The following is an 18,401-nucleotide window of genomic DNA, read 5'->3' as shown; positions in this document are numbered from 1 at the left end:
GGAGAGGGTTGCGCAGCCTTGGCGGCTTTGCCGCCTAGGCGAAGCTGGGAGAGGGGGCGCTGCCCTCCGCGACTATCGCCCCCCTCTCCAAGCGCGGCTAGCCGACACGTCGGCAAGCCTTGCTATCCTCTCCCCTGATGGGGCGAGGAAATTCCGATGATCCTCCTTGGTCTCGATCCCGGCCTCGGCACCACCGGCTGGGGGCTGATCGCCGCCGATGGCAACCGGCTCACGCATCTGGGCAATGGCCAGATCAAGACCGACAGCGCGATGCCGCTGGCAACGCGGCTTCTGGCGCTTGATCTGGCGCTTACGGACCTGATCCTCGAACATCGGCCCGATGGCGCGGCGGTCGAGGAGGTGTTCGTCAACGTCAATCCGCAATCGACGTTGAAATTGGGCCAAGCGCGTGGCGTGATCCTGCTCAACGCCGCGCGATCGGGCATGGAAGTCGGCGAATATGCCGCGCGGCTGGTCAAGAAATCCGTCGTCGGCGTGGGCAATGCGTCCAAGGATCAGGTCCACGCCATGGTATCGCGCTTGCTGCCCGGCGTGAAGATCGCCGGGCCGGACGCGGCGGACGCGCTCGCCGTCGCCATCACCCACGCCCATCACCTCGCCAGCGCGCGACGTATCCCGACGCGGTGAAAGCGGCTAATCGCTAGCTCCGTTCGTTTCGAGCGAAGTCAAGAAACCGCACGCAGCCTTTCTCGACTTCGCTCGAAACGAACGGATGTTGTTCAATACCCTATCCAAACAGCTCTTCCAAAAACCCTACCATCGCGCGAAAACTCCGCCGGTCCGCATCCGCGCTATAGGCCAGCCCCTTTTCGGGCATGTTGACGCTTTCGTCGGTGAAGGCATGACCAGTGTGGCCATAAGCGTGGAGTTGCCAGTCGCACCCCGCCGCCGTCAATTCCTGCGCCAGCGCCACGGTCGCAGCGGGCGGTGCGATAGGATCGTCCCAGCCATGGCAGACCAGCAATTTCGCGCTGATATCGACATTGGGAAAGGGCGGCGCGTCATAGACGCCGTGAAAGCTGACGCCGCCCGCCATGTCCACGCCAGCCCGTGCCAGATCCAGCACGCATTTGCCGCCAAAGCAGAAACCGATCGCCGCCGTGCGCGCCGCGTCCACCGCGTCCAGCCCCTTGAGCAGCGCATGGGCAGACAGCAGCCGGTCCCGCAACAGGCCGCGGTCGCCATTCATCTCGGCCATGTAGCGCGCAGGGTCTGGATCGGCACGGGTAGTGCGCTTGCCCTGGCCATAGACATCCACGACCAGCACTGCATAACCCAACGCCGCCACCTTTTCCGCATAGGCGAAATCGGCCTCCTTGGTCCCCAGCACATTGGGCAAGAGCAGGATGCCGGGCAGCAGCACGCTGGCCGCGCTATCGACCACGACCATACTCTCGAACAGGCCACCGGGCCCTTCATGGACGATGGTCTGGCGCGTGATGGTCATAGTGTCGGTCCTAAATGCTGCCAAAGCCCGGCGCTTCGCCCCGCGCGGCGGGGTTGAGGCGGTTCGGCCGTTTCCAGCCGATCCGCGGGCGCTTGCGCAGGCGCAGCGTCGGCCAGTCGCCCCGATCGGCGCGTTCGGCCAGCCGCATCCCCTGCGCGCGATAGGCGGCCAGAACGGCATCGGCTTGGGTATCAAGCAGGCCCGCCAGCAGGATCGTCCCGCCATCCTCGACCAGTGCGCAGAGCGAAGGGGCAAGTTCGATCAGCGGCCCGGCCAAAATATTGGCGATCAGCAAATCATAGGGCGCGCGACCGATGATCGCGGCATGATTGACCCCGGCGGCGGTGACCAGCGCCAACTGTCCCGGCCCGGCACCTGTCGGCACGCCATTGGTCACGGCATTTTCCGCGCTGATCTCGACCGCGACCGGATCAATGTCCGATGCAATCGCATAGGCACGCGGCCACAGGTTCATCGCGGCAAAGGCGAGCAGCCCGGTGCCGGTGCCGATGTCGGCGATATTGTTGAACCGCATCCCCACCCGGCGCACCCGGTCCAGCATGGCCAGGCACCCTGCCGTGGTTTCATGCTGGCCAGTGCCAAAGGCGCGGCTGGCGGCGATCAATATATTGACCTGACCCGGCTGCTCCGGGTCGCTGGCAAGGTTGCGGACGTGGAAGCGCCCGGCGGTGACGGCCTCAAGCCCTTGCTGGCTCAACGTCACCCAATCTTCGTCCGGCAGCGCCTCGACCAGCGGCTTGGCTCCGGCGGCGCTCGGCACCATAGAGCGCAACAGCTTGATCGCAGCCGCGCTGGGCTTGCCCTCGAAATAGGCGTCGAGCTGCCAGGCATTTTCGTCGTCGGGTGCCGCTTCGCTGGTCATCAGCACAGGCGGGCGGTCCATCAGCGCAAAGGCGGCAATATCCCCGTCCAGCGCCTCGGCCTCGGCGCGAGTGCAGGGCAGGGTGACTTTCCAGCTTTGTGCGGGACTTTGGGCAACGGTCATGCCGCCGCCTTTAGCCGACCATGGAGGGGAGGGGAAGAACCTCACAATTGCCAGATTGGGCTCAGGCCGGAGCGAGTCGAAGGCCACCGTCAGGTAAAATAGTGACTTTCGAGAACCAGCGCGCAGCGTGCTTAAAGCACGTGAGCACTGGAAGCGCAGAAAGGCGCTATTTGCAGCCCGGCATCAGCCCAATCTTACGCGACCTGCCGCCCGAAATCGGACGAGGCGTGCCGCAAGCTGGCAAGCTTGCCTTCGACGCTAACAAAGCCGCGTTCCAACTGGTCGATTTCCGACGCGACGACTTCGGTGTCCTGCCGGATAGCTGAAATGGTGGTCGACATCGAATCGGCGGCGAGCGCGGTTTCATCGACGGCGGCGGTGATCATGGTGACGGTCTGCGCCTGCGCGTCCATCGCGTGGCGGATACGCTCGGCACTGGCCTGCACTTCGCCCACCGTGTCGCGGATGCGTTCGTTGGTTTCCACTGACTGGCGGGTCGATGCCTGAATGTCGGCAATCTTGCCCGCAATCTCGTCGGTCGCGCGGGCGGTCTGGTTGGCCAGGCTTTTGACTTCCTGCGCGACCACGGCAAAGCCGCGTCCGGCATCGCCTGCACGGGCTGCCTCGATCGTGGCGTTGAGCGCCAGCAAATTGGTCTGCCCGGCAATGTCGCGGATCAGGCCCAGGATCGATTCGATCGACTTGGCATGATCGGACAGGGTGGAGGACATGGTGACGGCATCGCCCGATTGTTTGGCGGCGCGCAGGGCAACGCCGGCCGCGCCTTCCACTTCGGTGCGCGCATCCTCGATCGCGCGGATGAGGCCAGCCGATGTGCGCGCGGCTTCGCGCATCGCGAGGGCGGATTGTTCAGCCGCCGCTGCGACTTCCGACGCCTTGCCCAGCATCCCGCGCGTGGCAGCAGACGCATCCTTGGCCTGTTCGCGCAGCGATTCGCCCAGGCGCGTCGCGCCGTCGATTTCGCCGACGATTCGCTGTTCGAACAGGGAACCGAAGCGCTGGAGCTCGGCGCGCTGCGCTTCGGCCTGATCGCTCGACAGGACGTTGCTCATAAAGCCTGAGTCCATCATCGAGATGTGGAGCATGATGATGGTCAGTCGCTGTTTGCGGGCTTCGTCGTCGCGACTATATTGCCAGATGAGTTCGATGATTTTTTCGTTCGCTGCGGCTACGGACGCCAGCACAGATCGCACAGAAACCCCATGTTTGCGCGCACTGCGCACGCAATCGGCGGAAGACTGCGCCCATAGGGCATCTTTGAAATGCAGCAATTTCTGTTCGACATAATGATGCGTCGCCGCCTCGATCGCGCTCACGGCGGCGGGGCTGAGTTTGTCGCGCAGTCCGGTTTCACGCATATATGTCGTGAAAAAAACGTCTCCCACGCTGGCCATGCTGTCCTGGATCAGCAGGCCGATTTCCCGCGCGCCCTGGGAAAATCTGTCGGTCGGATCGATTTTCAGGATCAAATCCGGGCTGACGCTCTCGTTCAGGGTGTTGGCAGGCGATGCGGCGAAGGACGACATGATGGGACAGCCCCTGTTGGTGCAATGGTATTTAGCAAGATGACCTTAGCGCGCTTTGGTTAATCACTTCTTATGATCGCGGGACACGGTCGTTGGGGCAGCTATGCTTTGCGCGGCTTGCCCTCATCCGCGTTCGCTCTTAAGGGGATCGCACTTAAGGGACTTATAGGGACAAGGGTAGACATGGCGCGATCCAACAGCCGGCCGCTCTCGCCGCATTTGACGATCTGGAAATGGGGCCCGGCGATGGCCATCTCCATTTTGCACCGCGTGACCGGCAACGGCCTTGCGACCGTAGGCGCGCTGGGTCTGGTCTGGTGGCTGATGGCCGCCGCGACCGGGCCGGAAGCCTATGCAACCTTCATCAAGTGCGCGACGTCGCCCCTTGGTTATCTGGTGATGATCGGTATCACCTGGGCCTTTTTCCAGCATCTCTTTTCGGGTCTGCGCCATTTCGTCCTCGATATGGGTGCTGGCTACGAGTTGCAGACCAACAAGAGCTGGTCGATCGCAGCAATGGTCGCATCGGTGCTGGTGACTGGCTTCATCTGGCTCTACATTTTCGGAAAGGCCTTCTGATGGGCAACGGTACTGGTATCGGCCGCGTCCGTGGCCTTGGATCGGCGCGGCATGGCGCGCATCACTGGCTGGCGCAGCGCTATACTGCCGTCGGCAACCTGCTGCTGGTGCTGTGGCTGATCTTCAGCCTCTTGAGCCTGCCGGGTCTCGACTATGACAGCGTCGTGCTGTGGATCGCCAACCCGCTGGTCGCGGTGCCGATGATGCTGATGATCGTCAGCATTTTCTGGCACCTGCGCCTGGGGATGCAGGTGATGCTGGAAGATTATGTCCACGACAAGGGACTGGCCTTCTTCTCGATGCTGCTGCTCAACTTCTATGCCTTTGGCGGCGCGGCCGCGGGCGTCTTTGCGATCGCCAAGATCGCCTTCACGGGGGTCGTCGAATAATGACGCAAGCCTATAAGATCATCGACCATGTGTATGACACCGTGGTTGTCGGCGCTGGCGGTTCGGGCCTGCGCGCGACCATGGGCAGCGCCGAAGCGGGCCTCAAGACCGCCTGCATCACCAAGCTGTTCCCCACGCGCAGCCACACCGTGGCGGCGCAGGGCGGCATCGCGGCCAGCCTTGGCAACAACTCGCCCGATCACTGGACCTGGCACATGTACGACACCGTCAAGGGGTCCGACTGGCTGGGCGATCAGGACGCGATCGAATATATGGTGCGCGAAGCCCCCGCCGCCGTCATCGAGCTGGAACATGCCGGCGTGCCGTTCAGCCGCAACGAGGACGGCACGATCTACCAGCGTCCCTTTGGCGGTCACATGCAGAATATGGGCGCTGGCCCGCCGGTGCAGCGCACCTGTGCCGCCGCCGACCGTACCGGCCACGCCATGCTCCACGCGCTCTATCAGCAGTCGCTGAAATATGACGCGGACTTCTACATCGAATATTTCGCCATCGACCTGATTATGGAAAATGGCGAATGCCGGGGTGTTATCGCCCTGTGCATGGAAGATGGCTCGATCCACCGCTTCCGCAGCCACGCGGTCGTGCTGGCGACCGGAGGCTATGGCCGCGCCTATTTCTCCGCCACCTCGGCGCATAGCTGCACCGGCGACGGCGGCGGCATGGTGCTGCGCGCGGGCCTGCCGCTCCAGGATCTGGAATTCGTGCAGTTCCACCCGACCGGCATCTACGGCGCGGGCGTGCTGATTACCGAGGGCGCACGAGGGGAGGGCGGTTACCTGACCAACTCCGAAGGCGAGCGTTTCATGGAACGCTATGCCCCCTCGGCCAAGGATCTGGCGTCGCGCGACGTCGTGTCCCGCTCGATGGCGATGGAAATGCGCGAAGGACGCGGTGTCGGCGAGCATAAGGATCATATCTTCCTGCACCTCGACCATATCGATCCCAAGGTGCTGGCCGAACGGCTGCCGGGCATCACCGAAAGCGGCAAGATTTTCGCGGGCGTCGACCTGACCCGTCAGCCGCTGCCCGTCACCCCGACGGTCCATTATAATATGGGCGGCATCCCGTGCAATTATCATGGCCAGGTCGTGACCAAGAAGGGCGATGACCCCGAAGTGATCGTGCCCGGCCTGTTCGCCGTGGGCGAAGCGGCCTGCGTGTCGGTCCATGGCGCCAATCGCCTCGGCTCCAACTCGCTGATCGACCTTGTCGTATTCGGTCGCGCTACGGGCTTGTTCCTCAAGGACAATCTGAAGCCCAACGCGCCACACAAGCCGCTGCCGTCGGATGCTGCCGATCTGGCGCTGGGCCGCCTCGACCATTATCGCAATGCCAAGGGCGCGACGCCGACAGCGGACATCCGCCTCGACATGCAGCGTACGATGCAGAAGCACGCCGCCGTGTTCCGCGACAGCGCGCTGCTGTCTGAAGGCGTTACCCGGATGCAGGCGGTCAACAAGCGGCTTCAGGACGTCAAGGTCAGCGATCGCTCGCTGATCTGGAACACCGACCTGGTCGAAACGCTCGAACTCGACAACCTCATGAGCCAGGCCATCTGCACGATGGAAGGCGCCGAAGCCCGCAAGGAATCGCGCGGCGCCCACGCGCATGAGGATTTCCCCAATCGCGACGACGAAAACTGGATGAAGCACACCATCAGCTGGTTTGAAGGCTGGGGCGGTTCGGGCGGCAAGGTGACGCTCGATTATCGCCCGGTCCACGACTATACGATGACCGACGAAGCAGAATATGTGAAGCCCAAGGCGCGGGTTTACTGATCTGCCATCAACTGTTGTGAAATCAGAAGGGGCGGGCCGGAAGGTCCGCCCTTTTTATTGCAGCTTGGCAGTATGATCTGCGCGCTGATGCAGGATGCGGACTATTTCGATGCCCGTCCCGCGATGGCGATAATATACATTGTGCCTTTCCACGCGAAACTTGCGGTATCCGTCGCGAACATCGTCGATCGGGCTACCTGTGCCCGAATAGGCAGCGATCCGGTCGATCGCATCGGCAATCGCAACCAGATAGGCCTTGGCTTGCGCCGCGCCCCATTCCGTTTCGGTATATGTCGATATTTCCGCCAGATCACATTCGGCAGCAACTGCAAAACTGACGGCAGCGGTCACGCCTCAGGAAACCGACGATCAATCCATGCGCGCATGTCGAAGTCATGCAGGACGCCACTTTCTTCACCCTCGATCAGCGCCGCCCGCAAGGCTTCCAGTTTCTCTTCCTCCATTTCCAGCAGCCGCAAGCCCGCGCGGACGACCTCGCTGGTTGATCCGAACCGTCCCTCCGCCACCTTGCGCTCGGCAAAGGCGCGGAAATGGTCGCTCAATGCGACGGATGTGGATTTGCTCATGCTGGCATATTACCCGATTCGGGTAACCGCTTCAACCAAAGGGCAACAGCCCCTCATACGCCTCCAGCCCCGGCTTCCCATCGACCATCACGCCCCGCCGCAACAGAAAAGCGTGCCGCACAATCTCTGCCTGTTGCTCGATGCCATAGCGCGCGAACGGCTTGCCCGGCACGACATCATAGGCATAGCGGCAGAAGGGGTGACGCATCAGCGGCAGCCACCACCGCCCCGATCGCTGCGCCTGCCACACATGGGTCATCTCGTGAATGAAATGCCCCTGTATATGCAGCGGGCTTTCGCAAAAATCCGCGCAGAACAGCCCGCCGTCAGGATGGAACCACAGGTCGCCATCGGGCGCCATCGTCACGCCCCTGGGCTGGAACGGCCACCATTTGCGCTCATGCACCCGCACCCGCCCATAATCGATCGCAGCGCCGAACATGCCCCGCGCCAGCGTAACCTCATCGCGCGTCAGGTAACGGCTGCTCAATGGCCCTCATGCTCGCCAGCAGGCTTGGCCGCACCCGCGCCCGCTGGTTCGGGCTTGCGGATCACCGCGTCCACCAGCAACCGGTCGCCATTGCCCATCAGGAAGGTCAGCTGCATCTTGCCCCGGCCGATCGCGGTATCGTTGACCCCCCACAGCATCAGATGCTTACCCCCCGGCGCAAAAGCAACCTCACCCTTGGGCGGCACATCGACGCTGTCGATTCGCGCCATCGTCATCATGCCGTCCTTGTCGATGCTTTCATGCATCTCGACCTTGAGCGCATAGTCGGTCAGCACCCCGCGAATCTGACCGCCCGCGTCTCCGCCATGGGCGACAAAATAGCCCGCCGACGGCGTCTCCTTATTGGGGCTGAGCCGCACATAGGCCTGGTCGATATAGGTGGGTGCCGGGTCGCCGCACGCGGCCAGCGCCAGCGGAGACAAAAGGGCGAAAAGGGCAAAGGGCGCGCGCATCAACTGGTTCCTGACTGTCTCGTTTCCGGTCGGTAAGCATAGCTAATCGCCCCAGCTTCTTGTGCCAAGCAAAAGCGCCCCTATATCGCCCATGCAAACCGGCCTTGCCTTGGCGCTTTCGTGAGGTATGGGGCCATCAACCGCTGAATAGAATTTGGGGTTCAAAGAGGACACAATGGCAAAAGTTATCGGTATCGACCTTGGCACCACCAACAGCTGCGTCGCCGTCATGGACGGTGGCAAGCCCAAGGTAATCGAAAATGCGGAAGGCGCGCGCACCACGCCTTCGATCGTTGCCTTCGCCAAGGATGGCGAGCGCCTGATCGGTCAGCCGGCCAAGCGCCAGGCGGTGACCAACCCGGACAGCACGATTTTCGCGGTCAAGCGCCTGATCGGCCGCCGCTTCGACGATCCCATGACCAAGAAGGACATGGAACTCGTCCCCTATGACATCAGCAAGGGTCCGAATGGCGACGCATGGGTCAAGGCCGGTGGCCAGGATTACAGCCCCTCGCAGATCAGCGCCTTCATCCTGCAAAAGATGAAGGAAACCGCCGAGAGCTATCTGGGCGAAACCGTTACCCAGGCGGTCATCACCGTCCCAGCCTATTTCAACGATGCCCAGCGTCAGGCGACCAAGGACGCCGGCCAGATTGCCGGCCTTGAAGTGCTGCGCATCATCAACGAGCCGACCGCAGCCGCGCTCGCCTATGGTCTCGACAAGCAGGATGGCAAGACGATCGCGGTCTATGACCTTGGCGGCGGCACCTTCGACATTTCCATCCTGGAAATCGGCGATGGCGTGTTCGAAGTGAAGTCGACCAACGGCGACACCTTCCTGGGTGGCGAAGATTTCGACGCCAAGCTGGTCGAATTCCTGGCTGCCGATTTCCAGAAGTCCGAAGGCATTGACCTTACCAAGGACAAGCTGGCGCTCCAGCGTTTGAAGGAAGCCGCTGAAAAGGCGAAGATCGAGCTGTCCTCGGCCCAGACGACCGAAGTCAACCTGCCCTTCATCACTGCCGACCAGAACGGTCCCAAGCATCTGGTGAAGTCGATCACCCGCGCCGATCTGGAGCGTCTGGTCGCCGACCTCATCAAGCGCACCATGGAGCCCTGCAAGAAGGCGATGGCCGACGCAGGCGTGTCTGCCAGCGAGATCAGCGAAGTCGTCCTTGTCGGCGGCATGACGCGGATGCCCAAGGTGCGCGAAGCCGTGAAGGAATTTTTCGGCAAGGAACCGCACACCGGCGTGAACCCCGACGAAGTCGTTGCCATGGGCGCGGCGATCCAGGCGGGCGTGTTGCAGGGCGACGTCAAGGACGTGCTGCTGCTCGACGTGACGCCGCTGTCGCTCGGCATCGAAACGCTGGGTGGCGTGTTCACCCGCATGATCGACCGCAACACCACCATCCCTGCCAAAAAGTCTCAGGTCTATTCGACCGCCGACGACAATCAGCAGGCGGTGACCATCCGCGTGTTCCAGGGCGAGCGTGAAATGGCGGCCGACAACAAGATCCTCGGCCAGTTCGACCTGGTCGGCATCCCGCCAGCCCCGCGCGGCGTGCCGCAGATCGAAGTCACGTTCGACATCGACGCCAACGGGCTTGTGAATGTCAGCGCCAAGGACAAGGGCACCGGCAAGGAACAGCAGATCCGCATCCAGGCATCGGGCGGTCTGTCTGACGCTGACATCGACCAGATGGTCAAGGACGCCGAACGCTTCGCCGAAGAGGATAAGAAGCGTCGCGAAGCCGCCGAGGCCAAGAATAACGCCGAAAGCCTGGTCCACACGACCGAGCAGCAGCTGTCCGAGCATGGCGACAAGGTCGATGCGAGCCTGAAGGGCGAGATCGAAACCGCCATTGCCGACACCAAGGCTGCGATCGAAAGCGGCGACGCTGAAGCGATGAAGACCAAGGCGCAGGAACTTGCCACGGTCGCGATGAAGCTGGGCCAGGCCATTTACGAGAAGGAGCAGGCTGCGGCCGCTGCTCCGGGTGCCGACGCGCCCAAGGCCGACGACGATGTCGTCGACGCCGAATTCTCCGAAGTGGACGACAACAAGGCTTGAAGCTGAAGCCCCATATCCGTCATCCCGGCACAGGCCGGGGTGACGGAACAGGCGGGCGGGGGTCCGAATGACGACCGAAATTGACTATTATGAGCTGCTCGAAGTCGAGCGCACCGCCGACGCCGCAGTTCTCAAGAGCGCCTATCGCAAGCTGGCGATGAAATATCACCCGGACAAGACCGGGGGATGCACCGACAGCGAAGCCAAGTTCAAGGCTGTGTCTGAAGCCTATGAGGTTCTGAAAGACCCGCAGAAGCGCGCAGCCTATGACCGTTTTGGTCATGCGGCCTTCAAGCAGCAGCAACAGGGCGGCGGCGGTGGTTTCCACGGCGGCGGCGCTGGTGGTTTTTCCGACCTTGGCGATATATTCGAGACGATTTTCGGTCAGGGGGGCGGCTTTGGCGGCGGCGGTCGCCAGCAGCAGCGGCGCGGCGCGGACCTGCGCTACGACCTCGAAATCACCCTCGACGAAGCCTATCATGGCAAGCAGACCGAGATTGAGATCGAGGTATCTGCCGCCTGCGACAGTTGCGAAGGGTCCGGCGCGCAGCCCGGCACCGGCGCCAAGACCTGCCATACCTGCAAGGGCCATGGCCAGGTCCGCGCGCAGCAGGGCTTTTTCGTGGTCGAACGCACCTGCCCGTCCTGCCACGGCGCGGGCAAGGTGATCGAAAGCCCCTGCCGCTCGTGCCGGGGCGAAGGGCGGGTGGACAAGCCAAAGACGCTGTCGGTCAACATCCCCGCGGGCGTCGACGACGGCACCCGCATCCGCCTGTCGGGCGAGGGCGAGGCTGGCGCGCGCGGCGCTCCAGCAGGCGACCTCTACATTTTCCTGCACGTCAAACGCCATTCGCTGTTCGAGCGGGACGGCACGACGTTGTTCTGTCGCTGCCCGGTCAGCTTCACGACGGCGGCGCTCGGCGGCACGATCGAAGTTCCCGGTCTCGACGGTGTGCGCCACGCCATCAAGATCCCGGTCGGCATCCAGTCGGGCAAGCAGATCCGTCAGCGCGGCGCGGGTATGCCGGTCCTCAACGGACGCGGGCAGGGCGACCTTGTTGTCCAGATCGACGTCGAAACCCCGACCAGGCTGACCGCGAAACAGAAAGAACTGCTCGAAGCCTTCCGCGAAACCGAAACCGGCGAAGAATGCCCGGCCTCGACCGGCTTCTTTGGCAAGATCAAGGATTTGTGGGGGGATTGATCTAGAATCCGTTCGCCCTGAGCGAAGTCGAAGGGCACGCCTGAACGCAGTGAAGGCACTTCGCTTCGCTCAGTAGAAGGCTTCGACTTCGCTCAGCCCGAACGGTTGTTGGAACGCGGCGCGCCATTCCGCGCCCACCAATAAAACGGCAACCCAGCCGCCATCAGCAGCACACTGGACCCGCTCGCCACGATCCCCGCGCCCCACAGCGTCAACAGCGCGTAGCCCAGCCCGACAATCGCAGCTGGCACGACCACCCGAAACCGCATACTCGCCAGCGCGCAGCCGACATAGAGCCACAGGGTCGCCGACGTCGCCAGCAGCGCCATCGCGGTGAACAGCGCCACCAGCCCCTGCAAACTATTGGCGACCAGCAACAGGCTGGCCAGCGCCGTGGACAATATCAGCCCGCGCACCGGCGTCCCCTTGGCATCGGTCCCCGCCAGCCAGCGCGGCAATTCGCCCGCCCGCGCCATCGCCAGCGGCACCTCGCCCATCAGCAATGTCCAGCCATTCAGCGCCCCAAGGCAACTGATCGCCACGAACAGAGCGATGAAGCGCGCCGGGCCGGGCGACCAATAATGGCTGACGAAAGCGCCAAAGGGCGACCCGGTCTGCGTCTCCGCCGCTGGCAGGGTCAGCGCGATGCCTGAACAGACCAGCAGATAGATCAGCCCCGTCGCGGCCGTGCCGATCAGCGTCGCGCGCGGGATCGTCCGCGCCGGATCACGCACCTTGTCCGCCGCCACGCTGGCCGATTCAAACCCCAGCAGCGCCCACAAAGTCAGCGCCGCCGACGCAGTGATCCCCGCGCCCGTCAGCCCCTCCGCCGGGAAAGGTGCGACCTGCGCCGTGCCGCTCCCCACCGTCACCACCAGCAGCACCAGCACCACCGCAATCGGGATCAGCTTGATCAGCGTCGTGACGATCTGCGTCATCCCCGCCGCCCGCGCGCCGATCAAATTGATCCCCGTCATCGCCCAAAGAAAGCCGATCGAACAGAGCGACCCCACGCCCGGCTGCGTCAGCAGCGGCAGGACGCTCGACAGGTTCGCGGTCGCCGCCACCGCAATCGTGACATTGGTGATGATGATCGACAGCCAGTAAATCCACCCAATCGCAAACCCGGCAAGCGGCCCATAGGCCCGCGCAATCATCTGCGATGCACTCGTCCCCGGCAGTGCCACCGTCAGCCGCGCAATGACGAAAGCTAGCACCAGCGACCCCGCAATCGTAAACCCCCACCCCGCCACCGCATCCCACCCAAAGGGCGCCAGCGCGGCGGGTAGCAGGAACACGCCGGACCCGATCATGTTGCCCATCACCAGCGCGATACAGGCGGCTAACCCCAGTGTGCGCGTGGGGCTGGTGGCTGCGGGGGGAAGGGTCACATCGTCCTGCACATCATCCTCCACAGCCGTCGCGCCACGCTATCGCCGCCGGAACGGGATAGCCAGAATGGAAATGGTCGGGCCGAACAGGAACCAAAAACATTGCCGGGCCGTTTCTGGACCACAATGAAGCTTAGGAGGGACTGATGGTTGACGTTCGCAACGACGGATATGATGATCGCCGCGTGATTGTCGAAAAAAGAGGGTCGGGGCGCACGATCGGCATCGTGCTGATCGCTATCCTGGCCATTGTCGGCCTGCTGTTCGCGACCGGCTTCTGGAAAGCGGACGTCTCCGGCGGCGACATGCCCGAAGTCAGCGTCAAGGGCGGTGATCTGCCCAAGGTTGACGTCGATTCCAAGGAAGTCGTTGTCGGCACCAAGAAGACGACCGTTGAAGTCCCCACCGTGGGCGTCAAGGATAATGGCGAGGAATAAGCCCCTCTCTCGCAGAAAGGAAAAAGGCTCCCCCGCACCGGCAGGGGAGCCTTTTTTATTGGGCGTGCAGGCGGATTATGCCGCCAGGAACATGTCCGGGTCCAGCGCCATCAGCGCGTCGGCACCGCCCTCTATCTTGCGGCGCAGCGATCCCGCGTCGGGCATGATCCGTTCGGCAAAGAAGCGCGCCGTCACCAGCTTGGCTTCCAGAAACTTCGCGTCCCCTTCGCCCGCCGCCAGCAGCCCGGTCGCGGCCTTGGCCATGCGCAGCCACATCAGCCCGGTCGCAACGATACCAAGAATGTGCATATAATGATGCGCGCCAGCCCCCGCATTATCGGGGTTTTTCATCGCATTCTGCATCAGCCACATGGTCGCTGCCTGCAATTGGCCGGTCGCCTTCTCCAGCGCTTCGGCCAGCGCCGCCAGCTTCGGCTCGGCCTTGGCATCAGCCACTTCGGTCGCGATGATCTTCAGGAACGCCTGCAACGCCCGGCCACCGTTCATCGCCAGCTTGCGGCCGACCAGATCCATCGCCTGCACCCCGTTGGTGCCTTCGTAAATCTGGGCGATGCGCGCGTCGCGGACATACTGTTCCACGCCATTTTCCCAGATATAGCCATGGCCGCCAAACACCTGCTGGCTGGACACGGCAACGTCGAAACCCTTGTCGGTGCCATAGCCCTTGATCACCGGGATCAGCAGGCCAATGAGGTCGTCGGCTTGTCTGCGCTCTTCTTCCGTGGCGGCATAATGCGACAGGTCGACCTGCAACGCCCCCCACAGGATCAGCGCGCGCAGCCCTTCGGTGATCGCCTTGCCCTCCATCAGCATCCGGCGCACGTCGGGATGAACGAACAGCGTATCGGCCTTCTCCTCCGGCTCCTTCGGCCCGGTCAAAGCGCGGCCCTGCCGCCGGTCGCGGGCATAATGGACGGCATTCTGCAACGCGATCTCGGCTTGCCCTAGACCTTGCAGGCCCACGCCCAGCCGCGCCGCGTTCATCATGATGAACATCGCGGCCAGCCCCTTATTCTCCTCGCCGACCATCCATCCGGTCGCCCCGTCATAATTCATGACGCAGGTGGCGTTGCCATGGATACCCATCTTATGCTCGATCGAGCCGCAGGACACCGCATTGCGCTCACCCAGCGACCCGTCATCATGCACCATGATCTTGGGGACGACGAACAGCGAAATCCCCTTGCTGCTGTCGGGCGCGCCCGGCGTCTTGGCCAGCACCAGATGGATGATATTCTCCGACAGGTCATGTTCGCCCGCCGAAATGAAGATCTTGGTGCCGGTGATCGCAAAGCTGCCATCGGCATTGGGTACGGCCTTGGTCTTGATGAGGCCCAGATCGGTGCCGCAATGCGGCTCGGTCAGGTTCATCGTGCCGGTCCATTCGCCCGATACCATCTTGGGAATATAGCGCTGTTGCAGCGCGTCGCTGCCCTTGGCGATCAGCGCCGCGACCGCGCCTGCGGTCAGCCCATGATACATTTCAAACGCCTGATTGGCCGACAATATATATTCGTCGACCGCCGTCGCCACCACGGTCGGCAGTCCCTGACCGCCAAATTCGGTCGGCGAATGCAGCGTGGTCCAGCCGCCCGCGACAAACTGGTCGAACGCATCCTTGAACCCCGTCGGCGTGGTCACGCGGCCATCGGGATGGCGGGTGCAGCCTTCCTTGTCGCCTACGGCGTTCAGGGGAAACAGCACTTCCGACGCGATCTTGCCGCCTTCGGTCAGGATCGCCTCGACCAGATCGGGGGTCGCATTTTCAAAGCCGGGCAGGTTGGCATAGCGGTCCAGCCCAACAACATGCTCAAGCACGAAACGGGTGTCGCGGACGGGGGGCGTATAACTGGGCATGATCGTCTCCGGGCGTTTTTGTTATCGGGGGGAGGGGGTCAGTCTTTGGCGATGGCAGCGACGAAACTCGCCAGTTCGGCAATGGCTGCGTCGATATCGTCCTTCTGCCGGGTCAGCAGCTCGATCCGCGCCTGACATTTGGCGATGGTGACGCGGCGCTGCTCCTCATGTTCCTCGTCGGCATCATAGAGGTCGATCATCTCGCGAATCTCGGTCAGGCTGAAACCGACCCGCTTGCCGCGCAAAATCCACGCCAGCCGCGCGCGGTCGCGCCGCGAATAGATGCGGGCCAGACCCTGCCGTTCCGGCGCGATCAACCCTTCATCCTCATAGAATCGCAGGGCGCGGGCAGTGACGCCGAACTCCTCGGAAAGGTCGGAAATACTATAGCTCTGCTGGTCCCGATGATCGGGTAGCTCGATGCCGGCGATGCTGCTGCGCGTATCCATGGCAGGTGATGTAATGCAGCTTTACGTTTACGTCAAGGTGAGTGAGGGCAGCTCGACATGGACCAAATGTCCTGGTGACAGGCCGGACGCTTGCCGCTAGGGCGACCGGGTTATGACGGGGGCCATCAGACATTCCAGCACCGCGCGCGGCCTGCTTGCCGCATTAGCTCTGCTTGTGTTTGCCGTGCAATTGCTGGTGCCGTCGGGCTTCATGCCGATCCGCACGGATCGGGGCGTCATCGTGACCCTCTGCACCGGGCAGGGCGCCATCAACATCCTGGTCGATCGCGACGCCGCACCAGGCAAGGGCGACCATGCCCGCGACGATGGCACGACCGGCTCTATGCCCTGCGCCTTCGCTGCCTCGCTCCAGCCCGCCGTGCCGCCGTTGATATTGGCCGACCTGCCGCTGCCCGCCTGGCAACTGGCCTATGGTCCAATCGCCTTCGCACTCAAGACAGGCGTCATCGCTCGCCTCGCCGCGCCCCCGCCGCCCTCTTCAGGGCCGCCCTCCGCTTACTGAAATCTGTCTGTCTGACGCGGACATGCGCGTTTCTGCCCGTATTTTCAGTAAGGTTACATCTCATGCGTTCCATCCATGCCGCGCGCAGCATTTCGCTGTGCGTTCTCGCTTGCGCCCTGTCCACCGCCCCTGCCATGGCAGACGAAGCCGCCGACCAGAGCCGCATCATCGTCACCGCCAGCGTGATTGCCGAGGAAGCCGCCGCCCGCGTTCAGCGCACGCCCGGCGCGGTCGACGTCGTTGGCGCGCAGGATTTCGAGGACAAACTCGCCGTCTCCCTGCGCGACGCGCTCACCTTCTCCCCCGGCGTCTATACCCAGCCGCGCTTCGGGCAGGAGGTCCGCATCTCGATCCGTGGGTCCGGCCTGTCGCGCGGCTTCCACATGCGTGGCCTGACGCTGTTGCAGGACGGCATCCCGCTCAATCTGGCCGACGATAATGGCGACTTTCAGGAATTTGACCCGCAAGTCTTTCAGCATCTCGAAGTCTATCGCGGCGGCAATGCGCTGCGCTTTGGCGGATCGACGCTGGGCGGCGCGATCAATGCCGTCACCCCGACCGGACGCAGTGCGCCCGGCGTCGAACTGCGCGTCGATGGGGGCAGCTTCGACACCATCCGCACCAAGGCCGCCTATGGCTATGCTGACGAAACCGGCGATGCCTTTGCCGCGATCACCAGCGACCGCTCGGATGGCGACCGCGACCATGGCAAGCGGAAATCCTATCGCTTCAACGGCAATGTCGGCGTGAAGATCAGCGAGACAATCGAAACCCGCTTCTATGCCAGCGCCCAGACCATTCGTCAGAAATTGTCCGGTTCGCTCAGCGAAAAATCGGTGCTGACTGATCCGACCAAGGGCAATTTCGTTGGCGATCAGGCGCGCGACATCGATTCGATCCGCCTGCAAAACCGCACAACCATCCAGCTTGGCGGCGGCCAACTGGCGTTCGGCCTGTTCCTGAATGCCAAGGATCTCTACCATCCCATCTTTCAGGTGATCGACCAGAAATCGGAAGATCGCGGCGCTTTCGCCAGCCTCGATCTGGCGGGCGACCTGGGCGGCCTGCCGGTTGAGCTGACGCTTGGCTCGCAGGCGCGTTTCGGCAAGGTCACAGCGCGGCAGTTCGTCAACCTGTCGGGCAAGCGCGGCGCGCCCACCGCCAATGTCCAGCAGCGCGCCCAGACGATCAACAGCTATGGCGAAGTACGTGTCGCACCCACGCCGGGCCTGTGGCTGATTGCGGGTGGCCTCTACACCCATGGCGAACGGCGGATCGACAACCGCTTTGCTCCGCAGCGGAGCGGCGACGCCAGCTTCGACGCCTTCTCGCCCAAGATCGGCCTGCTCTACCAACCCGATGACGCGCTGCAATTCTACGCCAATTATAACCGTTCGGTCGAATTGCCCGGCTATAGCGAACTCAGCCAGACGCCCGCTGGCGGTGCGCCGGGCTTCACCCCGGTCCGCCCGCAAAAAGCATGGACCGCCGAAATCGGTACCCGTGGCCGCATCGGCATCGCATCATGGGACGTCAGCCTGTACCGCGCCGATATCAAGGGCGAGATGCTGCAATATAGCGTGATCGCAGGTGTCATCCCCGCCGCGACCTTCAACGCGGACAAGACCCGCCATCAGGGCGTCGAAGCCGGTCTGGAACTCGCTTTCACCCCTTGGGCGTCCTTGCGGCAAGTCTATCAATATAGCGATTTTCGCTTCCGCAACGACGCCATTTATGGCGACAATCGCCTGCCGGTGGTGCCGCGCCATTTCTACCGCGCCGAACTCAAACTGGGGACTGACAGGCTCAGCATCTCGCCCTCGGTCGAATGGCTGCCGCAGGGTGCGTGGGTCGACTATGTCAACAGCAAGCGGGTCGGCAACTATGCCCTGCTCAATCTGGGCGCACAGGCGCAGGTGCGCGATGGCATCACCCTGTTCCTCGATGCGCGCAACCTGACGCAGAAGCGTGCCATTGGCGACATTAGCGCTCTGGTCCGCTACACGCCTGACGTTGCGGCAACAGCGGCAGACGAAGGCAGCGTCGCCTTCTATCCGCTCGAACGCCGCGCCATCTATGGCGGCGTGCGCGCGCGCTTCTGAAC

The 18,401-nt window shown here is 63.1% G+C and carries 19 protein-coding genes; 9 read left to right on the top strand and 10 right to left on the bottom strand.

What is annotated here, in order from left to right:
• Positions 1-156 precede the first annotated feature (156 nt).
• The gene (gene ruvC, locus Q0D44_RS04105) at positions 157-648 is read left to right on the top strand and encodes a crossover junction endodeoxyribonuclease RuvC (RefSeq protein WP_006956228.1); all 492 of its coding nucleotides are present in this window, start codon (positions 157-159) and stop codon (positions 646-648) included.
• 100 nt (positions 649-748) lie between these two features.
• On the opposite strand, the gene Q0D44_RS04100 is transcribed toward ruvC, so the two are convergent.
• The 3 genes from Q0D44_RS04100 to Q0D44_RS04090 all read right to left on the bottom strand — a co-directional run bounded on the left by Q0D44_RS04100 (position 749) and on the right by Q0D44_RS04090 (position 4,021).
• Positions 749-1,468, bottom strand: coding sequence for a dienelactone hydrolase family protein (locus Q0D44_RS04100; RefSeq protein ID WP_294132783.1), 720 nt, complete (start codon positions 1,466-1,468; stop codon positions 749-751).
• Between the two features lie 10 nt (positions 1,469-1,478).
• Positions 1,479-2,474 (bottom strand): 50S ribosomal protein L11 methyltransferase, encoded by a 996-nt coding sequence (locus Q0D44_RS04095; RefSeq protein ID WP_294132780.1) that lies wholly within the window; start codon positions 2,472-2,474, stop codon positions 1,479-1,481.
• Positions 2,475-2,668: 194 nt separating this feature from the next.
• A complete protein-coding gene (locus Q0D44_RS04090; RefSeq protein WP_294132777.1) occupies positions 2,669-4,021 on the bottom strand; it encodes a methyl-accepting chemotaxis protein in 1,353 nt (450 codons plus the stop codon).
• 183 nt (positions 4,022-4,204) lie between these two features.
• Between Q0D44_RS04090 and sdhC the strand changes: the two genes are divergently transcribed.
• The 3 genes from sdhC to sdhA are packed head-to-tail and all read left to right on the top strand — an operon-like array spanning position 4,205 to position 6,791.
• Positions 4,205-4,600 (top strand): succinate dehydrogenase, cytochrome b556 subunit, encoded by a 396-nt coding sequence (sdhC, locus tag Q0D44_RS04085; RefSeq protein WP_294132774.1) that lies wholly within the window; start codon positions 4,205-4,207, stop codon positions 4,598-4,600.
• On the top strand, positions 4,600-4,989 hold the full coding sequence (gene sdhD / locus Q0D44_RS04080; protein WP_006956239.1) for a succinate dehydrogenase, hydrophobic membrane anchor protein: 390 nt from the start codon (positions 4,600-4,602) through the stop codon (positions 4,987-4,989). The genes sdhC and sdhD overlap by 1 nt, the downstream gene beginning before the upstream one ends.
• Complete coding sequence (sdhA, locus tag Q0D44_RS04075; RefSeq protein WP_217671638.1) at positions 4,989-6,791, top strand: succinate dehydrogenase flavoprotein subunit; 1,803 nt, start codon at positions 4,989-4,991, stop codon at positions 6,789-6,791. Before sdhD ends, sdhA begins: the two co-directional genes overlap by 1 nt.
• Before the next feature lie 54 nt (positions 6,792-6,845).
• On the opposite strand, the gene Q0D44_RS04070 is transcribed toward sdhA, so the two are convergent.
• From Q0D44_RS04070 to Q0D44_RS04055, 4 genes are read right to left on the bottom strand one after another with little or no spacing between them, the layout of a single operon-like run.
• On the bottom strand, positions 6,846-7,142 hold the full coding sequence (locus Q0D44_RS04070) for a type II toxin-antitoxin system RelE/ParE family toxin (RefSeq protein ID WP_294132756.1): 297 nt from the start codon (positions 7,140-7,142) through the stop codon (positions 6,846-6,848).
• Positions 7,139-7,378: a type II toxin-antitoxin system ParD family antitoxin gene (locus Q0D44_RS04065; protein ID WP_294132753.1), complete on the bottom strand. Its 240-nt coding sequence runs from the start codon at positions 7,376-7,378 to the stop codon at positions 7,139-7,141. Before Q0D44_RS04065 ends, Q0D44_RS04070 begins: the two co-directional genes overlap by 4 nt.
• A 31-nt stretch (positions 7,379-7,409) precedes the next feature.
• Positions 7,410-7,868 (bottom strand): vgr related protein, encoded by a 459-nt coding sequence (locus Q0D44_RS04060; RefSeq protein ID WP_294132750.1) that lies wholly within the window; start codon positions 7,866-7,868, stop codon positions 7,410-7,412.
• Positions 7,865-8,341 (bottom strand): copper chaperone PCu(A)C, encoded by a 477-nt coding sequence (locus Q0D44_RS04055; protein WP_294132748.1) that lies wholly within the window; start codon positions 8,339-8,341, stop codon positions 7,865-7,867. Before Q0D44_RS04055 ends, Q0D44_RS04060 begins: the two co-directional genes overlap by 4 nt.
• A 175-nt stretch (positions 8,342-8,516) precedes the next feature.
• Here Q0D44_RS04055 and dnaK point away from each other — a divergent pair, with 175 nt between their 5' ends.
• Both dnaK and dnaJ read left to right on the top strand, forming a co-directional pair.
• On the top strand, positions 8,517-10,415 hold the full coding sequence (dnaK, locus tag Q0D44_RS04050) for a molecular chaperone DnaK (RefSeq protein WP_294132746.1): 1,899 nt from the start codon (positions 8,517-8,519) through the stop codon (positions 10,413-10,415).
• A gap of 67 nt (positions 10,416-10,482) precedes the next feature.
• Positions 10,483-11,619 (top strand): molecular chaperone DnaJ, encoded by a 1,137-nt coding sequence (gene dnaJ / locus Q0D44_RS04045; RefSeq protein WP_294132744.1) that lies wholly within the window; start codon positions 10,483-10,485, stop codon positions 11,617-11,619.
• A gap of 92 nt (positions 11,620-11,711) precedes the next feature.
• Here dnaJ and Q0D44_RS04040 read toward each other — a convergent pair whose 3' ends face one another.
• Positions 11,712-13,010: an amino acid permease gene (locus tag Q0D44_RS04040; RefSeq protein ID WP_294132742.1), complete on the bottom strand. Its 1,299-nt coding sequence runs from the start codon at positions 13,008-13,010 to the stop codon at positions 11,712-11,714.
• 146 nt (positions 13,011-13,156) lie between these two features.
• On the opposite strand from Q0D44_RS04040, the gene Q0D44_RS04035 reads away from it, so the two are divergent.
• A complete protein-coding gene (locus Q0D44_RS04035) occupies positions 13,157-13,447 on the top strand; it encodes a hypothetical protein (RefSeq protein WP_119745676.1) in 291 nt (96 codons plus the stop codon).
• 75 nt (positions 13,448-13,522) lie between these two features.
• Here Q0D44_RS04035 and Q0D44_RS04030 read toward each other — a convergent pair whose 3' ends face one another.
• Both Q0D44_RS04030 and Q0D44_RS04025 read right to left on the bottom strand, forming a co-directional pair.
• A complete protein-coding gene (locus Q0D44_RS04030) occupies positions 13,523-15,325 on the bottom strand; it encodes an acyl-CoA dehydrogenase C-terminal domain-containing protein (protein ID WP_294132736.1) in 1,803 nt (600 codons plus the stop codon).
• A 38-nt stretch (positions 15,326-15,363) separates the two neighbouring features.
• Positions 15,364-15,774, bottom strand: a complete 411-nt coding sequence (locus Q0D44_RS04025; RefSeq protein WP_294132734.1) for a MerR family DNA-binding transcriptional regulator — start codon at positions 15,772-15,774, stop codon at positions 15,364-15,366.
• 112 nt (positions 15,775-15,886) lie between these two features.
• Between Q0D44_RS04025 and Q0D44_RS04020 the strand changes: the two genes are divergently transcribed.
• Together Q0D44_RS04020 and Q0D44_RS04015 are read left to right on the top strand one after the other, a co-directional pair.
• The gene (locus Q0D44_RS04020; RefSeq protein ID WP_294132731.1) at positions 15,887-16,297 is read left to right on the top strand and encodes a DUF2946 family protein; all 411 of its coding nucleotides are present in this window, start codon (positions 15,887-15,889) and stop codon (positions 16,295-16,297) included.
• A 62-nt stretch (positions 16,298-16,359) separates the two neighbouring features.
• Positions 16,360-18,399 carry a TonB-dependent receptor gene (locus tag Q0D44_RS04015; RefSeq protein WP_294132728.1) on the top strand — a complete coding sequence of 680 codons (2,040 nt, stop codon included), beginning with the start codon at positions 16,360-16,362 and terminating at the stop codon, positions 18,397-18,399.
• The last annotated feature ends 2 nt before the right edge of the window (positions 18,400-18,401 follow it).

It is taken from the genome of Sphingobium sp. (assembly GCA_023266575.1).
Taxonomy (GTDB): domain Bacteria; phylum Pseudomonadota; class Alphaproteobacteria; order Sphingomonadales; family Sphingomonadaceae; genus Sphingobium.
Note: the sequence above shows the minus strand (reverse complement) of the source record. Positions and strands in the feature narration are given on the sequence as shown.

Coding starts and splice junctions, on each gene's coding strand:
- sdhA (WP_217671638.1), top strand. CDS start 4,989: ATGACGCAAGCCTATAAGATCATCGACCATGTGTATGACACCGTGGTT.
- dnaJ (WP_294132744.1), top strand. CDS start 10,483: ATGACGACCGAAATTGACTATTATGAGCTGCTCGAAGTCGAGCGCACC.
- dnaK (WP_294132746.1), top strand. CDS start 8,517: ATGGCAAAAGTTATCGGTATCGACCTTGGCACCACCAACAGCTGCGTC.
- Q0D44_RS04095 (WP_294132780.1), bottom strand. CDS start 2,474: ATGACCGTTGCCCAAAGTCCCGCACAAAGCTGGAAAGTCACCCTGCCC.
- Q0D44_RS04025 (WP_294132734.1), bottom strand. CDS start 15,774: ATGGATACGCGCAGCAGCATCGCCGGCATCGAGCTACCCGATCATCGG.
- Q0D44_RS04030 (WP_294132736.1), bottom strand. CDS start 15,325: ATGCCCAGTTATACGCCCCCCGTCCGCGACACCCGTTTCGTGCTTGAG.
- Q0D44_RS04015 (WP_294132728.1), top strand. CDS start 16,360: ATGCGTTCCATCCATGCCGCGCGCAGCATTTCGCTGTGCGTTCTCGCT.
- ruvC (WP_006956228.1), top strand. CDS start 157: ATGATCCTCCTTGGTCTCGATCCCGGCCTCGGCACCACCGGCTGGGGG.
- sdhD (WP_006956239.1), top strand. CDS start 4,600: ATGGGCAACGGTACTGGTATCGGCCGCGTCCGTGGCCTTGGATCGGCG.
- Q0D44_RS04035 (WP_119745676.1), top strand. CDS start 13,157: ATGGTTGACGTTCGCAACGACGGATATGATGATCGCCGCGTGATTGTC.
- Q0D44_RS04090 (WP_294132777.1), bottom strand. CDS start 4,021: ATGTCGTCCTTCGCCGCATCGCCTGCCAACACCCTGAACGAGAGCGTC.
- sdhC (WP_294132774.1), top strand. CDS start 4,205: ATGGCGCGATCCAACAGCCGGCCGCTCTCGCCGCATTTGACGATCTGG.
- Q0D44_RS04020 (WP_294132731.1), top strand. CDS start 15,887: ATGACGGGGGCCATCAGACATTCCAGCACCGCGCGCGGCCTGCTTGCC.
- Q0D44_RS04065 (WP_294132753.1), bottom strand. CDS start 7,378: ATGAGCAAATCCACATCCGTCGCATTGAGCGACCATTTCCGCGCCTTT.
- Q0D44_RS04100 (WP_294132783.1), bottom strand. CDS start 1,468: ATGACCATCACGCGCCAGACCATCGTCCATGAAGGGCCCGGTGGCCTG.
- Q0D44_RS04055 (WP_294132748.1), bottom strand. CDS start 8,341: ATGCGCGCGCCCTTTGCCCTTTTCGCCCTTTTGTCTCCGCTGGCGCTG.